Raw genomic sequence first — 18,338 nt, forward strand, 5'->3', positions numbered from 1 at the left:
GGGTGCGGTTCGGGTTGTTCGGCACGGGTTACTGGGCGGCGGAGACGCACGCCGCGGCCATCGAGGCGCACCCGCGGGCCCAGCTCGCCGGCGTCTGGGGGCGCAACCCCGCGAAGGCGGAGGAACTGGCCACCCGGCACGGCGTACCGGCCTTCACCGACGTCGACGCGCTCATCGACGCCTGCGACGCGGTCGCCGTGGCGCTCCCGCCGGACGTGCAGGCCGACATCGCCGTGCGGGCCGCCACCGCCGGGCGGCACCTGCTGCTGGACAAGCCGCTGGCGCTCGACCTCGCCGACGCCGACCGGGTGGTCGACGCGGCGCAGGCGTCCGGGGTGGCCTCGGTGGTCTTCTTCACCCAGCGCTTCCACCCGAACGTCACCGGTTTCCTCGCCTCGACCGCGGCGGCCGGCAGCTGGCAGCACGCCCGCGCCACCATGTTCGCGTCGATCTTCCAGCCCGGGAACCCGTACGGCGACTCGACCTGGCGGCGGGAGCGCGGCGCGCTCTGGGACATCGGCCCGCACGCGTTGTCGCTGATCCTGCCGGTGCTCGGCCGGGTCACCCGGGTCGCCGCGATGGACGGCCCGAGCGGCCTGGTGCACCTGCTGCTCACCCACGACGGCGGCGCGACCAGTTCGCTCTCGCTCACCCTGGACGCGCCGTCCGAGGCGGTCACCCGGGATTTCGTCTTCTTCGGCGAGAACGGCACCGAGACCGTCCCGCCCGGCGACGGCAGCGCGCTCCAGGCGTTCGGCGCCGCGCTCGACCAGCTGCTGGAGGAGGTCGACGCGGGCACCCGCGACCACCGCTGCGACGTGCGGTTCGGCCGCGAGGTGGTGGCGGTGCTGGACGCCGCGCAGACCGCCCGCGCCCAGGGCCGCACCGTCGAGATGTAAGGAAGGGCCCCTTCTTAACGCCTCCGGTAGAGGAGGGGCCCCCGCTTAACAACCCACCGGTCAGGCGTCGGCCAGCGTGACCAGCGCCTCGCCCAGCTCGGTGGGGGTGTGGAACTCCTCGGCCGGCAGGGACCGCAGCGCCTGCAGCGCCTCGGTGTCGGCGCCGTTCTCCTGGCCCCAGCGGACCAGGTCCTCCCGCGAGACCGGGTAGTCGAGCCCGGCCAGGAACTCCCGCAACTGCGCACCGGTGACGGTCATGCCGCCCGGCTACCCACTGAGCCCGGCACCATGCCCGCCGGCGGGTGCGGCCCGGGTCCGCCGTACGCCCGCCGCCGGACCCAGCGGCGGCGGTTTGTCCCGGCGGGCCCCGGGTAGCCGCTGACATGCTGGTACAGCGGCTCGGCGCGCCGAGCGACTTCGACCCCTTGCTGGACCGCGTGCGGGACGCCCGGGTGGTGATGATCGGTGAGGCGACGCACGGCAGCTACGACTACTACCGGCTGCGGGAGCAGTTGACCCGGCGGCTCATCGCCGAACAGGGGTTCGACTTCGTGGCGGTGGAGGGGGACTGGCCGGACTGCGACCGGGTGCACCGGTCGGTGGTGGGCGCGCCGGACGGGCCGGCCGATCCGCTCGCCGCGCTGGAACGGTTCGAACGCTGGCCCACCTGGATGTGGGCGAACGCCGAGGTGGCCCGCTTCTGCCGCTGGCTGCGAGCGTGGAACCTGGAACGCCCCGAGGGGGAGCGGGCCGGCTTCCACGGGCTGGACGTGTATTCCCTCTGGGAGTCGATGCAGGCCATCTTCGACTACCTCGGTGAGGAGGATCCGGCCTCGCTGGAGGCGGCCCAGGAGGCGTACCGCTGCTTCGAGCCGTACGGCAAACGGGCCGAGGAGTACGGGACGGCCAGCCGGTTCGTCTCCGCCCGGTGCGAGGAGGAGGTGGTCCGGCTGTTGGCGCGTACCCGGGAACAGGCCGCCGCGGACGGCCCGGACCGCTTCTCGGCCTGGCAGAACGCGGAGGTGGTGGCCGGCGCGGAGCGGTACTACCGGGCCATGGTCGGCGGCGGCCCCGAGTCGTGGAACGTCCGCGACGTCCACATGGCCGATACGCTCGACCGGCTGCTCGACCGGTACGGGCCGGGCTCGCGGGGCATCGTGTGGGCGCACAACACGCACGTCGGCGATGCCCGGGCCACCGACATGGCGGCGGACGGCATGGTCAACATCGGGCAGCTCGGCCGGGAACGGCACGGCCGGGACGCGGTGGCGCTGATCGGCTTCGGCAGCTGGCGCGGCAGCGTGGTGGCCGCGCCGCGCTGGGGCTCACCGGCCGAGACGATGGTGGTCCCACCGGCGCGGGAGGGCTCGGTGGAGCATCGGCTGCACGAGCTGATGCCGGACCGGGCGGTGCTGGTCTTCGGCGGCGACGACCAGCCGGAATGGGTGACCGGCGAGGCGGACCACCGGGCCATCGGGGTGGTGTACGACCCGAGCTTCGAGTCCTGGGGCAACTACGTGCCGACCCGGCTGGGTGAACGCTACGACGCGTTCATCTGGTGCGACGAGGCCACAGCGCTGCACCCGCTGCCGACGTGCGTCACGCCCGGTGAGATGGAGACGTATCCGGCGGGTGTGTGACGGGTGGGGCCCCGCGGGGCCCCACCCGTGCGGATCACACGTTCGCGTGCTGCTTCTCGGCGAGGTGGGCGCGCAGGCCCTCACCCTCGACGTCCACGTTGGGCAGGATCTTGTTCAGCCAGCGCGGCAGCCACCATGCGGCGTTGTTCAGCAGCGACATCACCGCCGGCACGATCGTCATCCGGACCACGAACGCGTCGATGGCGACACCGATCGCGAGCGCGAAGCCCATCGACTTGATGATCGGGTCCTCCAGGAAGACGAAGCCGCCGAACACCGAGATCATGATGAGCGCGGCGGCGGTGACCACCCGGGCGCCGTGCCCCATGCCGTTGATGGTGGCCTGCTGGGCGGTGTCGCCGTGCACGAAGTCCTCGCGCATCCGGGAGACCAGGAAGACCTCGTAGTCCATGGCCAGGCCGAACAGGATGCCGATGAGCAGGATCGGCAGGAAGCTGACCAGCGGGGCCGGGGTGTCCAGGCCGACCAGGTCGGCCAGGTGGCCCTGCTGGAACACCGCCACGGTGATGCCGAACGTGGCCGCCACGGTGAGCAGGAAGCCCAGCGCCGCCTTGACCGGCACCAGGATCGACCGGAACACCAGCATCAGCAGCAGGATCGACAGGCCCACCACCAGCAGCAGGTAGACCGGCAGCGCGTCGGAGAGCTTCTCCGACACGTCGATGCCGACAGCGGTGACGCCGGTGAGCAGCACGTCGGCGTTCTGGATGCCCGACACCTGCTTGCGGATGTCGTGCACCACCGTCTCGGTGGCCTCCTCGGTCGGCCCGGTCTTCGGGATCACCCCGATCAGCGCGGTACGCCCCGACGGGTCGACCTGCGGCGGGGCCACCGCCAGCACCCCGTCGGTCTTCTGGACCAGCGCGGTCACCTGCGGAATGGCGGCCTGGGTGGCCTGCGGCGAGTCGGCCGTCACCACGACCGCGAGCCGGCCGGTGAAGCCGGGGCCGAAGCCCTCGCGGATCAGATCGCTGCTGACCCGGGCCGGGGTGCCCTCGGCGGCGGCGGAGGCGTCCGGCAGCGCCAGGCGCATGTCCTGGGCCGGGATCGCGAGCAGGCCGAGGCCGAGCAGCCCGACCAGGATCACCGGGATGCGCAGTCTGGTCACCCACCGCGCCCAGCGGAAGCCGAAGCCGGAGCGGTCCTCCGAGCCGGTGGTCGGGTCCTCGACCGCCTTGCGGTCACGCAGCTTGCGCGGCAGCACCTTGTGTCCGGCGAAGCCGAGCAGCGCCGGAGCCAGCGTGATCGCCACCAGCACGGCCACTGTGACGGTGCCGGCGGCGGCCAGGCCCATCACGGTGAGGAACGGGATGCCCACCACGGCAAGGCCGGCGAGCGCCACCACGACCGTCGCGCCAGCGAAGACCACAGCCGAGCCGGCGGTGCCGACCGCACGGCCGACCGCCTCCTCCGGGGAGAGTCCGTCGAGCAGGTTCTGCCGGTGCCGGGAGGTGATGAACAGCGAGTAGTCGATGCCGACCGCGAGGCCGAGCATCAGCGCCAGGATCGGCGCGGTGCTGGTCAGCTCGACCGCGCCGCTGAGCGCGAACAGACCGGCCATGCCGACGCCGACGCCGATGAGCGCGTTCAGCATGGTCATCCCGGCCGCCACGAGCGAGCCGAACGTGATCACCAGAACGATCGCCGCGACCAGCACGCCGATCGCCTCGGTCGAGCCGACCTCCGGCTCACCGTTGAGCACCTCGCCGCCGGGGGCGATCTGCCAGCCCTGCGCCTCGGCCTGCGCGCCGACCTTCTCGTACGCGTCGCGCTGCTCGTCGGTCACCTCGTCCGCGCCGCCGGCGAACTGCACCTGGATCAGCGCGTACCGGCCGTCCGGGGTGAGCGCCTGCGCCTGGTACGGGTCGACCGCGCCGACCACGCCCGGGAGCGTGGCCGCCTCCTGCGTGACCTGCTTGACGACCGCCTGCCCGGCGGGTGAGGTCAGCGCGCCGTCCTGCGGCGCCTTGATCGCGATCGTGCCGGTGGCGCCGCTGGCCGCCGGGAAGCGGTCGGCGAGCAGGTCGATCGCCTTCTGCGACTCGGTGCCCGGCATGGTGAAGTTGCTCGCCGTCGGGCCCCTCAGCGTGGCCGCGGCCAGGCCGAGTCCGACGAGTACGACGAGCCAGACGACGGCGACGAGTCGCCGCCGGCGCAGGGATGCCCGGCCGAGCCGGTACAGCAGGGTCGCCATGGACCTTCCTTGTCCTCGGAGTTCGGATCAGGTGGTGACTTCGAGCGCGCGGTACGCCACGGCGAGCAGCGCGGGTCGCAGCTGGTCGTCGGGGATGTCCAGGAACTCGCCGCAGGTCTCGGCGATGCCGGCGAGCACGACGAGCGCCGCGACGCGTGCCTCCGGACGGTCGGAGAAGCCGGAGAAGGCGGCGATGAGTTGTTCGGAGATCTGCTGGATGTGGGCGAACGCGGGCTGCTGGAGCAGGTCGGGGAACTCTCCCCGGAGCAGCGCGATCTCCCGGCGGAAGCGGACCGCCAGGTCGACGAAGCCGTCCGCGGCGACGCGTTGGGCCTCGGCGCCGGTGTGCGCGGCGATGCGGACGTCCAGCTCCTCCAGCATCGTGATGGCCGGGGCCATCAGCTCGCAGAGCAGGGCGTCCTTGCTGGCGAAGTGGTAGAGCACCGTCGCCTTGGAGCAGCCGACATCGCGGGCGATGTCCTGCAGCGAGGTGCCCTTGTACCCGGTGACGGCGAACCGGCGAGCGGCCGCGGCCAGCAGCTCGTCGTGGGTGGCGGTGGTGGGTCGCGCCATGTCCTCCAGCATGCCTGACCGATCGGTCAGGTGCTGACCGATCGGTCAGATCGCACGCGTGGCGTTCGCCACAGCGACCCGTTTTCGCAGGTCAGGCCGGTGGGCGGCCGTGTGTGCGGTCGTACTCGGTCCGGGCCGCGCTGATCGCCTCCCGGTGCCGCTCCGCCCAGCTCGTCAGCGCCACCAGCGACTCGTACAGCTCCCGGGCCATCGGCGTGGCGGTGTACTCCACCTTCGGCGGCACCGTGGGATGCACGTGCCGGTGAAGCAGCCCGTCCCGCTCCAGATTGCGCAGCGTCAGCGTGAGCATCCGGCGGCTGATCCCCTCCACCCGGCGCTCCAGCTCGGTGAAGCGGACCGGGCCGGCCGAGGCGGCGATCAGGATGCCGATGGCCCACTTGCCGCCGACCCGGTCCAGCGCCTCCCGCACGGTGCAGGCGCTCGCCTGCCCCGCCGCGTCCGGTCCGCACCGCTCCGACTCCGCCTCACCCACGCCCCCGATCGTCGCAGGTGCCGGCCGGTGCGGCGCGCCGGGCACCGTGTCGGGGTTGCCGAGCCGGGCCCGGCCCGGGATGGTGGTCCGATGGGCGCCGCCGACGAGACCCGGGCCGGAGTGTCGCTGACCAACCTCGACCAGCCGCTGTTCGACGGCGCCGGGGCGACCAAACGCGACCTGGTCGACTACCTCGACGCGATGGCCGACCGGATCCTGCCGGAACTGCGGGACCGGCCGCTGTCGGTGCTGCGGGTGCGGCCCGGCCAGGAGCCGTTCATGCAGAAGAACCTGCCGAAGTACACGCCCGGCTGGGTGCGCCGCACCGAGGTGTGGGCGGAGGCGTCGCACCGGCGGATCTCGTACGCGCTCTGCGACGACCGGCGGACGCTGCTCTGGTTCGCCAACCAGCGGGCGGTGGAGTACCACCCGACGCTGGCCCGCGCCGGTGCGCCCGAGCACCCGTCCCACCTGGTGCTCGACCTGGACCCGCCGGAGGGGGACGCGTTCGGCGCCGTGGTGCGGGTCGCCCTGCTGGTCCAGCAGGCGCTCGCCGACGCCGGGCTCGCCGGCGCGGTGAAGACGAGCGGCGCCAAGGGGCTGCACGTGATCGTGCCGGTGGACCCGGCCACCACGGCGGAGGAGGCCGCCGCCGCGACCCGCGCTCTCGCCGTCCGTACCGAACGGCTCGACCCGGCGGCCGCGACCACCGCGTTCATCGTCGCCGACCGCGGCGGCCGCGTCTTCGTCGACTCCACCCGGGCGTACGGCGCGACTGTGGTGGCCGCCTACAGCCCCCGGATCCGGCCCGGCGCCCCGGTGTCGTACCCGGTGGGCTGGACCGATCTGGAGAGCGCGACCCCGGCCGACTTCACCGTGCGGACCGTGCCGGGCCTGCTGGGGGACCGGGATCCCTGGGCGGAGGCGCTGCCCGCGCCGCAGCGCCTGCCGGCGGACCTGGTCGAGCAGGGGCGGACCATCCCGGTTGCCCGGGTGCAGGCGATGCACGAGGGCAAGCGCCGCGCCAAGGCCCGCCGCGAGGCCGGGTGACGCCGGTCCGCGTCAGTGGCGCCGGGTCGCCGTCGCCGGTGGCCGCTTGCCCCAGGTGAACGCGATGAGCACCACTGCCAGCGCCCAGGTGACGATCATCGTCCAGATCGGGCGGGTCTCGGTGGCCGCGCCGACGAACCCGCCGATCGCGTAGCTGACCAGGCAGAGCAGGCCGGTCGCGGCGAGCCGCCCGGCCGCGCTGCGGCCCTCCGGCTCGAACACCCAGTCGGCGATGCCCTTCGTGGTGCGCAGCACTGTGCCGGTCTGGTACGACGTGGCGGTCTGCACGCCGAACGTGCGGACGACGAGCCCGCCGAGGATGCCGACCGGGAACGCCAGCAGCGCGGTCAGGATCGTGCGCTCGGTCAGCGAGTCGCGCCCCGAGTCGAGGGACCGGTCCACCAGCCCCCAGAGCACGAGCAGCGCCAGCATGGCGAGCAGTTCCATGCCCGGCGGGGTGAGCGGTCCGGCCGGGCGCACGCGGCGGATCCCGGCGCCGAGCAGGCCGCCCAGGCCGAACGCGACAAGTGACGCCAGCGCGGACGGCCACGCCGGCAGGTGATCGGCGGCACCCATTCCGACGAACGCCACGTTGCCGGTCTGAATACCCACGAACACCTTGTACTTGAGGAACGAGAAGGCGTCTACCACACCGGCGAGGCCGGTGGAGAGCGCAAGTGCCAGAAACGGTATGTGGAAGTCGTATTCCCCCACCCGCCAGCGATCCTCCGCGTTATTGTACATCGCCCTCCCTACCCCTCGTTCCGCCCGTTAAACCGTTGCGGCCCGCGATGTGCAGAAGTGCCGGGAAAAGTGTTTCCTGTCGTTTCCGGTGAATGGCGCGATCGCGTTATTCACCAATGGCATCCGGTTCGGCAGCATCGCAATTGCGTCTCGACGGCGAGACTCGAAGCCGAAGGAGGCCGAGCGCATGTTCGTGCTCCCCGTCGCCAGAATCCGCGTCACGTTCTATTCGATCGCGGCGCTGGCCGTCGCCGGAGTCGCCACGGATGCTCCGGTCTGGAGCATCGCGGCGTCGCTGTTCCTCTGTGTCGCGATTCCGCTCGCGGTGGCCTTTCAGAGCCCGGAACACCTGCGGGCGTTGTTCGTCCCGTCCCGGGCCGCCGAATCGGCGGTCCACACCCGGAAGGAAATCCGTCATGCCCCGATCCAATGACCGTGCCGGAATGGGATCATCGCCCAAGGACCACCAGATGGTCGGCACGGTCCCGCGGAATCCGGCGATCGACCAGTCACACCCCGACCTGGTGCATCCGCCGTCGACAGACAACGGGCTCATGCCGAACCTGGTGTTCCCGTTCTCGCTGGCGCACACTCGGCAGGAGAGCGGCGGCTGGACCCGGGAGGTCACCAACCGACTCCTGCCGATCGCCCACGACCTGGCGATCGTGAACATGAAGCTCAACCCCGGGGCGTACCGGGAACTGCACTGGCACATCCAGTCCGAGTGGGCCTTCGTCCTCACCGGCAGCTGCCGGATCGCCGCCGTGGACCAGGAGGGCCGCAACTTCCTGGAGGACGTCAAGGCCGGCGACCTCTGGTACTTCCCGGCCGGCATCCCGCACCACATCCAGGCGCACGACGAGGGCGTGGAGTTCCTGCTCGTCTTCGACGACGGCTGCTACTCCGAGGACGCCACGTTCCAGCTCACGGACTTCTTCTCGCACGTGCCGAAGGAGGTCATCGCCAAGAACTTCGGCTGGACGATGCAACAGATGGCCAACTTCCCGCCGGAGTCCGAGCGATACATCTTCCCGGGGCAGAGCCCGCCGCCGCTGGCCGAGGACCGGGTCTTCAGCCCTACCGGCGACGTGCCCCGGACGTTCAAGCACAGTCTGCTCGCCCAGACGCCGGAGAAGTTCGAGGGCGGCAGCGTACGCATCGCCGACTCGAGCAACTTCGCCGCGGCGATCACCACCACCGTCGCCATGGTGGAGATCGAACCCGGCGCGATGCGGGAACTGCACTGGCACCCGAACGGCGCGGAGATGCAGTACGTGATCTCGGGCAAGGGACGCATGGGCGTCTTCGCCAACCACGGCACCGCGCGCACCTTCAACATGGAGACCGGCGATGTCGGCTACGTGCCGATCTCGATGGGCCACTACATCGAGAACATCGGTGACAAGCCCTTCGTCTACCTGGAGCTGTTCCGGACCGCGAAGTTCGAGGACGTGTCGCTCGCCCAGTGGCTGGCCAACGTCCCGCCGGAGGTGGTCGCGGACACGATCAACGTGCCACGCGAGCTGATCGAGGCCCTTCCGAAGACGAAGAGCCCGCTGCAACGGCACTGAGAACGCGATGCTGAGCGCGGACGCCGCGACCCTGTGGTGTCCGCGCTCCGCGCCGCATTCCTCAACCTTCGTCCCGCGACTCCCAGACCAGCGCCAGCTCCACCCGGTTGTGGACGCCGAGCTTCGCGTAGATCGACCGCAGGTGGGTGTCGACGGTGTGGAACGAGACGAACAGGTCCCGGGCCGCCTCCTGCTTCGTCATGCCGACCGCGAGCAGTTCGGCCACCCGTACCTCGGCGGGGGTCAGCGCGGCCACGGCCGGGCGGCAGGCGTCGTCTCCCGTCGTGCCGTCGGGCTCCGGCGTCCCGTCCCCGGCGACGCCGGCGCCCATCCGGGTGTACATCGCGGCGCACTCGGCGAGCAGGCCGGGCGCCTCCGCCGGCGGCAGCCCGGGCGACCGCGCCAGGTCGTGCAGCGCGTCGGCCAGGGCCGGCCGGGCGGAGGTGGTGCGGAGCAGCCGTACCGCCGCGCGCAGCGCCGCCGGATCATCGGTCAGCAGCCCGTCGACCTGGTGCGCCACCCCGCGCCAGAGCGCGTTGTTCGCCATCCCGGCGGCCCGCTTCAGGTGGTCGGCGAGGATCTCGGCCCGCTGCCGGTCACCCAGCGCCAGCGCTGCGCGGACCAGCCGCGGGCCGTGGTGCGGCACCAGCAGCAGGGGAGCCATCGAGCGGTCCGGCATGGCGAACGCGGCCCCCAGGAGCGCGGCGTGCCGGCCCGGTTCCGGGTCGCCCGCGGCGGCGCAGCCCAGACGGAACCACTGCATGTCGTCGGGCCAGCCCACCGTGGGGCGTTCGTCCGCCAGCAGCTTCCGGGCCGCGGCCACCTCACCCCGGCGCAGCAGCACCTCCACGACCGTGGCGAGCAGGTCCACCCGGGCCTGCGCCGGCAGGGTGACACCGCGTTCGGACAACGCGAGGCGGGCCCGCGCCTCGGCCTCGGCCAGCTCGCCGGTGCTCAGCCGCAGGACGCAGTCCAGCGCGGTCACCAGCGGCTGCGCCACCGCGCCCAGCCTGTCGATCTCCCCGGCGACGCCGTCCAGCGCGGTCGCCGCGTCGACGTACCGGCCGAGCGCGACCTGGTTCGCCACCCGGTCGACGCGCAGGAAGATCGCCTGGGTACGGGCAGCCGGCTCGCCCGTGTCCACCTCCCGCAGGATCCGCGCGGCGCGGGGCAGGTCGCCGGTGGCGGTGGCCCGGGACGCGTTCGCCAGGGCCAGCCGGATGCCGCCGCCGGGGGAGGGGCTGCGCTCGTGCGCCCGCTCCGCCGCCGCCACCAGCTCGGCGGCGTCGGGATGCCCGAACCGGGCCGCCAGCGACGCCAGCATGGTGAGCGTCCAGCTCCGCCCGGCGGCGTCCAGCTCCTGGTTCAGCGCCCGCCCGAGGTACGTCAGAGACAGCGAGGGGCGCTGTGTCGCGTAGTAGGCCCCGAGCCGCCCGAGCAGCATCGCCCGCTGCCGTGGCCCGTACCTGTCGGCGGCGACCTCCCGGTGCAGCATGCGCAGCGTCTCGTCCACCCGGCCGGCCAGGTAGAGGTTGTCGGCGACGTCGACCAGCCAGGCCAGGCGCTCGTCGGCCGGGCCCGGTGCCGGGGCGGCCAGCAGCAGATCCGCGGCGAGGCTGGGTCCGACCGCCGGGTCGGCCGCCAGCCGCGTGGCGAGCGCCCAGGCGGACCGGCTCACCGCCGGCAGGACCCGCAGGAGCTGCCGGGCGGCCTGGGCCGGGCGTCCGGCGTCGGCGAGCACCTCGGCGGCCGCCTCGCGCAGCGCCTGGCGCACCGAGGCCGGCGTGTCCCGCAGGACGTCGTCGCGCAGCGCGATCGAGGCCAGTCGCAGCCCGGCCGCGGTGTCGACGAGGAACCCGCGCGCGATCAGCTCCTCCACAGTCGCGTCGACCGGCTCGTCCGGCGTGGTGCCGGTGCGAACGGCCACCGCTTCGAGGAACCACAGGCCGCAGGGGGCGTCCGCGACGGCGACACCGCGCAGGACCCACCGCTGCGCGGTGGTGAGCGACGAGGGTACGCCGGTGTGCATCTTGGGACGGTTGGTCAACGGCGTCTCGGGCAACTGGCTCACCTTCGCAGGTGCTGGGTTTCGACCCGTTCACCGCGAGGTTAGCCAGCTCGTGACCTGCTCATCCCCGAATCGGGGGACAAAGGTGAGGGCGGCTCCAGATCTCCGGTGCCAGCCGCGCTAGATGACGCGGCGCCGGACCCGCCACACCACCACACCGACCAGGATCGCCGCGACGGTGACGAACACTGCCGTCTCGATGAGCTGGAACGTCCAGAACCGGTCCGCCGGGTGGTAGACCCCGAACTGCTGGACGCCGCGCGCGTGCAGGAACTGGTTGAGGTTGGTGCCGGCCCGGTCGGCGGCGTCCGTCAGCTCGGCGTACTCGGCCCCGCTCAGCCTGCGCCCGGTGGCGTCGGCGTAGCCGCGCTCGATCACCCAGTCGGCGACGCCCGGCAGGTGCCCCGCCCGGTCCGTCGAACCGCCGGCGGGGACCGGCTCCATGGTGGTGAGCGGCGTGGCGTACGCGGGACGGGCCAACAGCCCCACCGACATCCGGGCGGCGAGGAACGCCCCGAACGCGACGCCGAACGCGGGCAGGCTGCGCCGCAGGATCGCCCCCGCGGCGGTGGCGACGCCGAACGCGAACAGCGCGTACGCCACCGGAACGAATCCCTCCAGGTCGAATGCGTCGTACTGGAACCGCCCCTCCCACGCGTCGAACGGCTGACGGAACCAGGTGAGCACCGCTGTGAACACCCCGGTGAGCGCGACGGTGACGCCGGCCAGTGCCGCGAGCTTTGCCGCCAGCCAGCGCATCCGCGGCACGGCCTGCGTCCAGGCGAGCTGCCAGGTGCCGTCCTCCAGTTCGCGCGCCAGCAGCGGTGCGCCGAGGAACGCGCCGATGACGACGGGGACCAGGTAGAAGGCCGCCAGGAGGTTCTCGACGTACCCGTACTCCTCGTCGAGCCGGCGGAAGGAGGCCGTGCAGGCCGTGTCGACGCCGGCCTGTCCCGCGCACCGGGCGGGACCGCCGGGGAACAGGTCGTGGGCCTGCGTCCCGAGAACGAGCAGGGCGACGCCGAACACGCCGACGAGCAGACCCAGGACGCAGACCTCGGTCCGGTGCTGGCGCCAGATCAACCACGTCACGCCGGCACCCCCGAGGTGACCGCGGCGCCCGGCTCGGACGGCCGGCGCAGGTACGCCAGCACCAGATCCTCAAGCGCGACCGGCTGGGCCTGCCATCCGGGCGCGGCCGGGAGCCCGCCGTCACGTACCAGCAGGGTCGTGTGCCTGTCGCTGTGGACGGCCTCCACGACGGTGCCGGCCCGGTCGAGGTCGTCGGCCGTGCGCGGGCCGACGAGCAGCCGGTGCTCGGCGAGGAGGGTGTCGATGTCACCGGTGAGCGTGACCCGGCCCTGGTTGAGCACGACCAGGTGGTCGCAGACGCGCTCCAGCTCGTGCACGACGTGGGAGGAGAACAGGACGGTCACCCCGCCCTCGGCCACCGCGCCCATGAGGACCTGGAGGAACTCGTGCCGGGCCAGCGGGTCGAGGCTGGCCACCGGCTCGTCGAGGACGAGCAGGTCCGGCCGCTTCGCCAGCGCCAGGGCCAGCGCGACCTGGGCCTGCTGCCCGCCGGAGAGCGTGCCGGCCCTGCGGTCGAGCGGTATGCCCAGCTTCGCCAGCCGGCGCTCGGCCAACGCCTGGTCGAAGCGGAGGTTGCAGGCCCGGCCGAAGCGGAGCATCTCGGCGACTGTGAAGCGCTTGTACAGCGGGTGGTCCTGGGCCAGGAACCCGATCCGGGACAGGGTCTGCGGGGTGCTCGCAATGACGTCCCGGCCGAGGACCTCCACCGTGCCGGTGCTCGGTGCCAGCAACCCGACGACCAGGCGCAGCAGCGTGGTCTTGCCCGCGCCGTTCGGCCCGACCAGGGCGATCACGCCGCCCGCCGGCAGCGCCAGGGTGCAGTCACGCAGCGCCCAGCCCTTCCGGTACCGCTTGCCCGCACCGTCGGTGCGCAGCGCGAACCCGGTCGCTGTCACGCCACGTCCTCGTTCCTCGTCTGCTGGCGGACGGAGGTGAAGAGCGCGTCGACCGCCTGTTCGTCGAGGCCGGCCGCGTAGGCGCGGCGCAACCAGGTCTCCAGGCCGCGGCGCAGCGACGTGTACGTCGACGCCGACATCGCGGCCGACTGCTGTGCGTTGACGAACGTGCCCTGGCCGGGCCGGCCGGTGGCCAGGTTCTCCTGCTCCATCTGCCGGTACGCCTTGGCGACGGTGTTCGGATTGATCGCCAGGTCCTCGACCACCTCGCGGATGAGCGGGAGGCGGTCACCGGGTTGGAGGAAGCCCAGCAGCACCGCCTGCCGGACCTGCTGGACGAGTTGCAGGTACGGCGGCACGCCGGAGTGGGTGTCGAGCCGGAAGACGAACACGGTGCTCCTCACTGCTTTACTAGTAAGGTAGTAAAGCAGTGGGTCGGTGGTCAAGGAAGCCGGCGCGCCCGGCCTGCCGAGGGATCGCCCGGAAACGGAACGAGCCCGGCAGCCGGGGCGGCTGTCGGGCTCGTGGAGATCTGTCGCCGATCGATGAGCGGCGGTTCTGTGAGGTGCCCCCGGCAGGATTCGAACCTGCGCTCCCGCCTCCGGAGGGCGGTGCTCTATCCCCTGAGCTACGGGGGCTCAGCGACCCGAGAAGAGTAGCAAACCCCCTCCCGGATCACCGAATCGGTACCCCCGCGAGTCGATCTTCGTCGGATCAGGCGGCGACGGCGCGACCGCAGCTCGGCAGCGGGTGCAGCACGACCCGGCGGGGCAGCCGGCGGGGCCACTCGTTGCGCGGCCACGAGCCGTCCACGATCAGGTGCACGGTGCGTTCCTCGGCGCCGCTGAGCCGCAGCACGAAGTCCCGGGGCAGTGGTGGATCCACCGACGGCGTCGTGACCATGAACCGCACCCGTCCCCGCGAGGAGACCGCCGACACCACGTCGGCGGCGGGCATGGTGCCGCGCAGGCGTACCCGGCCGATCCAGTAGACCTCCGCGGCATGCTCCTGGGCCGCCCGCGTGATCGCCGGGTACTCGCTGCGTACCCAGCGCTCGACAGCGCCGACGCACAGGCCGCAGGCCCGCTCGCGCGGCTCGCGCGGCCCCAGACCCCAGGCCCGGAGGTACGCCCCGACGGTGCCGGCGTCCATCGCCAGCCCGAACCGGCGCTCGATGAGGGCGGTCAGGCTCTGTCGTGTCCAGAGCTCCTCGTCGAGGCCGAACTCGTCGGGGTGGACCCCCCGGAGCACGTCGATGAGTTCGAGTTCCTGTTCGCGGCTGAGCGTTCCCGGCTCGCCCTGCCGCAGTCCGCGACGGACGGCTGCCACCGCTCCGTCACCGCCGATGGTGTGGCGTCGGCACCAGCTGGTCACCGACCGCCCTGCGTCTCTGAGTGCAACCCCCACGTCTTGGGCAACGAGCCCGAATCGCAACTGGTCACGATATGTGGGTAGAAAACTCTCCAACCTCCGCAATGACCCGTTAACCCCAAACCGTTACAAACACCCATACAGAACATTCCGGGCAGCCTGAGGCTCTCAAGTTCGAGATCTTGGTACGAAACGGCCCTCCTGGGGGCCCTTCCGTACCAAGATCTCCTGGCGCGACCCCGCCGCCCCGCGTCGCCCGGCGATCTTGCACTTGCCGCCCTCCGATAACGGGGCGAATCCGGCATCACCGGGGCAGCAACTGCAAGATCGCCGGGCGACGCGGGGCGGGGACGGGGGCGAGGGAGCGCGGGGACGGTGAGGCCCGGTGCCCCCTGGAAGGGGACCGGGCCTCGGTGGATCGGGTGGGGCGGGTGTTACGGGGTGCCGCCCAGGCGCTTCAGCGCCGCGCCCAGGTTGGTCAGGTCGTTCTGCTGGGTGTTCTTCATCGTCTGGGCGACCGCCAGCACGTCGTCGTCGTGCCCCTCGTCGAGGATGCCGTCGATCATGTGCACCCCACCGATGTGGTGGCGGATCATCATCTGGAGGAAGAGCACGTCGAACTCGCGGCCGCTCGCCGCGCGCAGCTTCGCCATCTCCTCCGGCGTCGCCATGCCCGGCATCAGGCCGTTCTTGACCAACCCGCCGCCGTCCTTCATCCACGCCATCGGGGCCTGGTCACCGGTCGGGTCCAGCTTCCAGGAACGCAGCCAGGTCTGCATGGTGCCGATCTCGCCCTGCTGGCCGGTGGCGATGTCCACGCCGACCTGGCGTACCTCCGGGTCCTGGCCCTGGCTGAACGCCAGCAGACCCATCGCGACGGCCTGGTTGTGGTGGGCGGTCATGTCCCGGGCGAACCCGGCCTCCGCCGAGTTCTCACCCGGACGGGTGAGCGTCGGGGTGAGCAGGCCGCCCGCGTACCCGAGGACCAGCCCGACCACGAGGGCGGCGGCCACGGCCAGCAGGCCGTAACGGCGCACCGCGCCCCGGCCGCCCTGGTCGGCGGCCGGAGCCTCGTCGGTCTCGCTGTCGGTGGTCACCGGAGCGGTCATCGCGGCGTCCTTACTGGGTGGGCTGCTGGGGCATGGTGTTCTGGAGGTTGTCGCGCGGGGTGGTGCCGGTGGCGGTGACGCCCTGGTCGCAGAGCGCGTTCGGGCCCTCGATGGAGGCGTTCACCCGCAGGGTCTTGATGAAGTCGTCGATCCGGCCGTCGTCGGCGTTGTCGACCTTGAGCTGGTAGCCCCAGGCCTGGAGCGAGATCGGCTTGTCCAGCCCCTCGAACGGGCTGAGCATCAGCTTCTCCTTGCCCTGCACCTTGCTGCGGAGCTTCTCCACCTGGTCGGCGGGCAGGTCCGGGCGGTAGGTGATCCAGACCGTGCCGTGCTCCAGGCTGTGCACCGCGTGCTCGTTGGCGATCGGGGCGTCGTAGACGTCACCCATGCAGTTCTGCCACGCCTGGTTGTGCGGGCCGCCGACCGGCGGGGTGATGTCGTACTTGATCGCGCCGGGCTGGTGGTTGCCGCCCTTGACCAGGTCCTTGTCCTTCGCGCGGTAGTCGACGATGCCGTCGATCGCCTCGGCGCGCTTCTGCCACGGCTGGCCGCCCTGGTAGACCGCCCAGGCGCCGACGCCGATGATGCCCACGGCCAGTACGCCGACCGCGACGAAGAGGGCGATCGGGCCCCAGGAGCGGCCCTGGCTCACCTTCACCGGGGTGACCGGCTTGCGGCCCTTGCCCCCGGCGCCCTGCCGTGGCGTGCCCTTGCCGCCCCCGGCCTTGCCCGAGCCGGCCTTCGCGGCGGGCTTGTCGGCAGCCGCGGGCCGGCCGGCGGCCGGCTTCTTGCCGGTGCTGACCACGGTGGGACGGCGCTCCGGGCCGCCCGGGGTGCTGATGCTCATCGTGCCTCGTCAGGTCGGTCGGTCAGGGGAGCGCGGGGCCGGTTCACATGCTGGGTCGCCTCCGCGGTGCCCGAGTCTACCCCCGATAACATGGTTCGGTGACTCCCGCAGAACTCGCCGAGGTCGTCCTCGCCGCAGCCCACGCCGTCTTCGACGAGCGGGGACTGGACCGCGCCGCGCTGCCCGCGCAGACCACCGTCGAGCGACCCCGTAATCCCGATCACGGTGACTACGCCTCGACGCTGGCGCTCCAGCTCAGCAAGAAGGTGGGCGTACCCCCGCGGGAGCTGGCGACAGCGCTGGCCGACGAACTGGCCAAGGCGCCGGGGATCAAGTCGGTGGAGATCGCCGGGCCCGGCTTCCTGAACGTCCGCCTCGACGCGGCCGCCGCCGGTCAGCTCGCCAAGGTCATCGTCGAGGCCGGTCCGGCGTACGGGCGCAGCGACACGCTCGCCGGCCAGCGGATCAACCTGGAGTTCGTCTCGGCGAACCCGACCGGCCCGGTGCACATCGGCGGGGTCCGCTGGGCGGCCGTCGGCGACGCGCTCAGCCGCCTGCTCCGCGCCACCGGCGCCGACGTGGGCACGGAGTACTACTTCAACGACGCCGGCTCGCAGATCGACCGGTTCGCCCGCTCGCTGCTGGCCGCCGCCAAGGGCGAGCCCGCGCCGGAGGACGGCTACGGCGGCGCGTACATCGCGGAGATCGCCGCCGAGGTGGTCCGGCTGCGGCCGGACGTGCTCGACCTCCCCGAGGACGCCGCCCAGGAGGTGTTCCGGAACGAGGGCGTCCAGTTGATGTTCGCCGAGATCAAGTCCTCGCTGCGCGACTTCGGTGTGGAGTTCGACACCTACTTCAACGAGAAGGACCTGCACGACGGGGGTGCGCTGGACGCGGCGCTGGACCGGCTGCGGGAGCAGGGGCACGTCTTCGAGTCCGAGGGCGCGACCTGGCTGCGCACCACCGAGTTCGGCGACGACAAGGACCGGGTGCTGCGCAAGTCCAACGGCGAGTGGACGTACTTCGCCGCCGACTGCGCCTACTACCTGAACAAGCGGGAGCGCGGCTTCGACCGGGTCGTGATCATGCTGGGCGCCGACCACCACGGCTACATCGGCCGGATGAAGGCGATGTCCGCGTGCTTCGGCGACGACCCGGCGCGCAACCTGGAGATCCTCATCGGCCAGCTGGTCAACCTGGTCCGCGACGGCGCCCCGGTGCGGATGAGCAAGCGGGCCGGCACCGTGGTCACGCTGGAGGACCTGGTCGACGCGATCGGTGTGGACGCGGCCCGGTACGCGCTGGCCCGCTACTCGGCCGACTCGCCCATCGACATCGACGTGGAGCTGTGGACCCGGGCCAAGAACGACAACCCGGTCTACTACGTGCAGTACGTCGCGGCCCGTACCGCCGGGGTGGCCCGCAACGCGGCCGAGATCGGGCTGACCCGGGGTGACGCCGCCGCGTTCCAGCCGGAGCTGCTCGGCCACGACAAGGAGAACGAGCTGCTCAAGGCGCTCGCCGAGTTCCCCGCGGTGGTGGCCACCGCCGCCGAGCTGCGCGAGCCGCACCGGGTGGCCCGCTACCTGGAGGAGAGCGTCGCGCAGGCGTACCACCGGTTCTACGACAACTGCCGGATCGCCCCGCAGGGCGACGAGGAGATCACCGACACCCACCGGGCGCGGCTCTGGCTCAACGACGCCACCCGGGTGGTCATCGCCAACGGCCTGCACCTGCTCGGGGTGTCCGCGCCGGAGCGGATGTAGCGAC

At 72.2% G+C, this 18,338-nt stretch carries 18 protein-coding genes and 1 tRNA gene; 6 read left to right on the forward strand and 13 right to left on the reverse strand.

Going from position 1 to position 18,338, the window contains the following annotated elements; genetic code table 11:
• Positions 1-2 precede the first annotated feature (2 nt).
• Complete coding sequence (locus FHX31_RS03070; RefSeq protein WP_184974984.1) at positions 3-899, forward strand: Gfo/Idh/MocA family protein; 897 nt, start codon at positions 3-5, stop codon at positions 897-899.
• 60 nt (positions 900-959) lie between these two features.
• Here FHX31_RS03070 and FHX31_RS03075 read toward each other — a convergent pair whose 3' ends face one another.
• The gene (locus FHX31_RS03075; protein ID WP_013288297.1) at positions 960-1,157 is read right to left on the reverse strand and encodes a DUF2795 domain-containing protein; all 198 of its coding nucleotides are present in this window, start codon (positions 1,155-1,157) and stop codon (positions 960-962) included.
• A gap of 125 nt (positions 1,158-1,282) precedes the next feature.
• Here FHX31_RS03075 and FHX31_RS03080 point away from each other — a divergent pair, with 125 nt between their 5' ends.
• Positions 1,283-2,539, forward strand: a complete 1,257-nt coding sequence (locus tag FHX31_RS03080) for an erythromycin esterase family protein (RefSeq protein WP_013475318.1) — start codon at positions 1,283-1,285, stop codon at positions 2,537-2,539.
• 34 nt (positions 2,540-2,573) lie between these two features.
• Here the strand turns inward: FHX31_RS03080 and FHX31_RS03085 are convergent, their stop codons facing one another.
• From FHX31_RS03085 to FHX31_RS03095, 3 genes are all read right to left on the reverse strand, one after another.
• Positions 2,574-4,754, reverse strand: coding sequence for an MMPL family transporter (locus FHX31_RS03085; RefSeq protein WP_013475319.1), 2,181 nt, complete (start codon positions 4,752-4,754; stop codon positions 2,574-2,576).
• A 27-nt stretch (positions 4,755-4,781) separates the two neighbouring features.
• Positions 4,782-5,327, reverse strand: coding sequence for a TetR/AcrR family transcriptional regulator (locus FHX31_RS03090; protein WP_013288294.1), 546 nt, complete (start codon positions 5,325-5,327; stop codon positions 4,782-4,784).
• Between the two features lie 91 nt (positions 5,328-5,418).
• Positions 5,419-5,820, reverse strand: a complete 402-nt coding sequence (locus FHX31_RS03095; protein WP_184974986.1) for a winged helix-turn-helix transcriptional regulator — start codon at positions 5,818-5,820, stop codon at positions 5,419-5,421.
• A gap of 90 nt (positions 5,821-5,910) precedes the next feature.
• Between FHX31_RS03095 and ligD the strand changes: the two genes are divergently transcribed.
• Positions 5,911-6,870: a non-homologous end-joining DNA ligase gene (gene ligD / locus FHX31_RS03100; RefSeq protein ID WP_184974988.1), complete on the forward strand. Its 960-nt coding sequence runs from the start codon at positions 5,911-5,913 to the stop codon at positions 6,868-6,870.
• A gap of 12 nt (positions 6,871-6,882) precedes the next feature.
• Here ligD and FHX31_RS03105 read toward each other — a convergent pair whose 3' ends face one another.
• Positions 6,883-7,614 (reverse strand): DUF1275 family protein, encoded by a 732-nt coding sequence (locus tag FHX31_RS03105; RefSeq protein ID WP_184974991.1) that lies wholly within the window; start codon positions 7,612-7,614, stop codon positions 6,883-6,885.
• A gap of 88 nt (positions 7,615-7,702) precedes the next feature.
• On the opposite strand from FHX31_RS03105, the gene FHX31_RS03110 reads away from it, so the two are divergent.
• Together FHX31_RS03110 and FHX31_RS03115 are read left to right on the forward strand one after the other, a co-directional pair.
• The gene (locus FHX31_RS03110) at positions 7,703-8,047 is read left to right on the forward strand and encodes a hypothetical protein (protein WP_225319765.1); all 345 of its coding nucleotides are present in this window, start codon (positions 7,703-7,705) and stop codon (positions 8,045-8,047) included.
• 37 nt (positions 8,048-8,084) lie between these two features.
• The gene (locus FHX31_RS03115) at positions 8,085-9,185 is read left to right on the forward strand and encodes a cupin domain-containing protein (RefSeq protein WP_013288290.1); all 1,101 of its coding nucleotides are present in this window, start codon (positions 8,085-8,087) and stop codon (positions 9,183-9,185) included.
• A 61-nt stretch (positions 9,186-9,246) separates the two neighbouring features.
• Here FHX31_RS03115 and FHX31_RS03120 read toward each other — a convergent pair whose 3' ends face one another.
• From FHX31_RS03120 to FHX31_RS03155, 8 genes are all read right to left on the reverse strand, one after another.
• The gene (locus FHX31_RS03120; protein WP_184974994.1) at positions 9,247-11,256 is read right to left on the reverse strand and encodes a helix-turn-helix domain-containing protein; all 2,010 of its coding nucleotides are present in this window, start codon (positions 11,254-11,256) and stop codon (positions 9,247-9,249) included.
• A 117-nt stretch (positions 11,257-11,373) separates the two neighbouring features.
• The gene (locus tag FHX31_RS03125; protein ID WP_184974997.1) at positions 11,374-12,345 is read right to left on the reverse strand and encodes an ABC transporter permease subunit; all 972 of its coding nucleotides are present in this window, start codon (positions 12,343-12,345) and stop codon (positions 11,374-11,376) included.
• Positions 12,342-13,241: an ABC transporter ATP-binding protein gene (locus FHX31_RS03130; RefSeq protein ID WP_184975000.1), complete on the reverse strand. Its 900-nt coding sequence runs from the start codon at positions 13,239-13,241 to the stop codon at positions 12,342-12,344. Before FHX31_RS03130 ends, FHX31_RS03125 begins: the two co-directional genes overlap by 4 nt.
• Positions 13,238-13,633, reverse strand: a complete 396-nt coding sequence (locus tag FHX31_RS03135) for a GntR family transcriptional regulator (protein WP_184977740.1) — start codon at positions 13,631-13,633, stop codon at positions 13,238-13,240. Before FHX31_RS03135 ends, FHX31_RS03130 begins: the two co-directional genes overlap by 4 nt.
• A gap of 174 nt (positions 13,634-13,807) precedes the next feature.
• A tRNA-Arg gene (locus FHX31_RS03140) sits at positions 13,808-13,879 on the reverse strand.
• 76 nt (positions 13,880-13,955) lie between these two features.
• Positions 13,956-14,648 (reverse strand): winged helix-turn-helix domain-containing protein, encoded by a 693-nt coding sequence (locus FHX31_RS03145; RefSeq protein WP_184975003.1) that lies wholly within the window; start codon positions 14,646-14,648, stop codon positions 13,956-13,958.
• A 398-nt stretch (positions 14,649-15,046) separates the two neighbouring features.
• A complete protein-coding gene (locus tag FHX31_RS03150) occupies positions 15,047-15,721 on the reverse strand; it encodes a DUF305 domain-containing protein (RefSeq protein ID WP_013475348.1) in 675 nt (224 codons plus the stop codon).
• 10 nt (positions 15,722-15,731) lie between these two features.
• On the reverse strand, positions 15,732-16,568 hold the full coding sequence (locus FHX31_RS03155; RefSeq protein WP_013288283.1) for a thioredoxin-like domain-containing protein: 837 nt from the start codon (positions 16,566-16,568) through the stop codon (positions 15,732-15,734).
• 98 nt (positions 16,569-16,666) lie between these two features.
• On the opposite strand from FHX31_RS03155, the gene argS reads away from it, so the two are divergent.
• The gene (gene argS, locus FHX31_RS03160; protein ID WP_013288282.1) at positions 16,667-18,334 is read left to right on the forward strand and encodes an arginine--tRNA ligase; all 1,668 of its coding nucleotides are present in this window, start codon (positions 16,667-16,669) and stop codon (positions 18,332-18,334) included.
• Positions 18,335-18,338 lie beyond the last annotated feature (4 nt).

This window comes from Micromonospora sp. CNZ286 (assembly GCF_014207755.1).

Coding starts and splice junctions, on each gene's coding strand:
- FHX31_RS03075 (WP_013288297.1), bottom strand. CDS start 1,157: ATGACCGTCACCGGTGCGCAGTTGCGGGAGTTCCTGGCCGGGCTCGAC.
- FHX31_RS03080 (WP_013475318.1), top strand. CDS start 1,283: ATGCTGGTACAGCGGCTCGGCGCGCCGAGCGACTTCGACCCCTTGCTG.
- FHX31_RS03085 (WP_013475319.1), bottom strand. CDS start 4,754: ATGGCGACCCTGCTGTACCGGCTCGGCCGGGCATCCCTGCGCCGGCGG.
- FHX31_RS03090 (WP_013288294.1), bottom strand. CDS start 5,327: ATGGCGCGACCCACCACCGCCACCCACGACGAGCTGCTGGCCGCGGCC.
- ligD (WP_184974988.1), top strand. CDS start 5,911: ATGGGCGCCGCCGACGAGACCCGGGCCGGAGTGTCGCTGACCAACCTC.
- FHX31_RS03105 (WP_184974991.1), bottom strand. CDS start 7,614: ATGTACAATAACGCGGAGGATCGCTGGCGGGTGGGGGAATACGACTTC.
- FHX31_RS03115 (WP_013288290.1), top strand. CDS start 8,085: ATGGTCGGCACGGTCCCGCGGAATCCGGCGATCGACCAGTCACACCCC.
- FHX31_RS03150 (WP_013475348.1), bottom strand. CDS start 15,721: ATGACCGCTCCGGTGACCACCGACAGCGAGACCGACGAGGCTCCGGCC.
- FHX31_RS03155 (WP_013288283.1), bottom strand. CDS start 16,568: ATGAGCATCAGCACCCCGGGCGGCCCGGAGCGCCGTCCCACCGTGGTC.